Source organism: Frankia sp. Mgl5 (genome assembly GCF_023242985.1).
GTDB lineage: Bacteria > Actinomycetota > Actinomycetes > Frankiales > Frankiaceae > Parafrankia > Parafrankia soli.
This window is the reverse complement of the sequence record NZ_JALKFY010000370.1, coordinates 1-232: the sequence shown is the minus strand read 5'-3', so window position 1 is coordinate 232 and position 232 is coordinate 1. Positions and strand designations below refer to the sequence as shown.

At 56.5% G+C, this 232-nt stretch carries 1 protein-coding gene; it reads right to left on the bottom strand.

Translation table 11 applies throughout. The annotated features are described in order from the left end of the window. The coding region (locus tag MXD62_RS09735) for an oligopeptide/dipeptide ABC transporter ATP-binding protein (RefSeq protein ID WP_368862364.1) at positions 1–210 on the bottom strand (210 nt) is incomplete at its 3' end. Positions 211–232: the final 22 nt, after the last annotated feature.

Below are 232 nucleotides of genomic sequence, written 5' to 3'. Positions count from 1 at the left end.
GAGCGGGATTGCACACGTGCAGCGGCTGGCAAAAACACAACCAGAGGGACGATTGCGCAAATCAGGCGACTCTCCGGGAATGGCAAGAAGCGGCTGCTCCGGGTCTGCCAGGTCGGGTAGCGCTCCGATCAACGCTCGGGTATAGGGATGAACAGGATTTTGCAAAACCTTCTCCGTCTCGCCCGTTTCTACTACCTCGCCTGCATACATCACAATGACTCGTTTGCACATC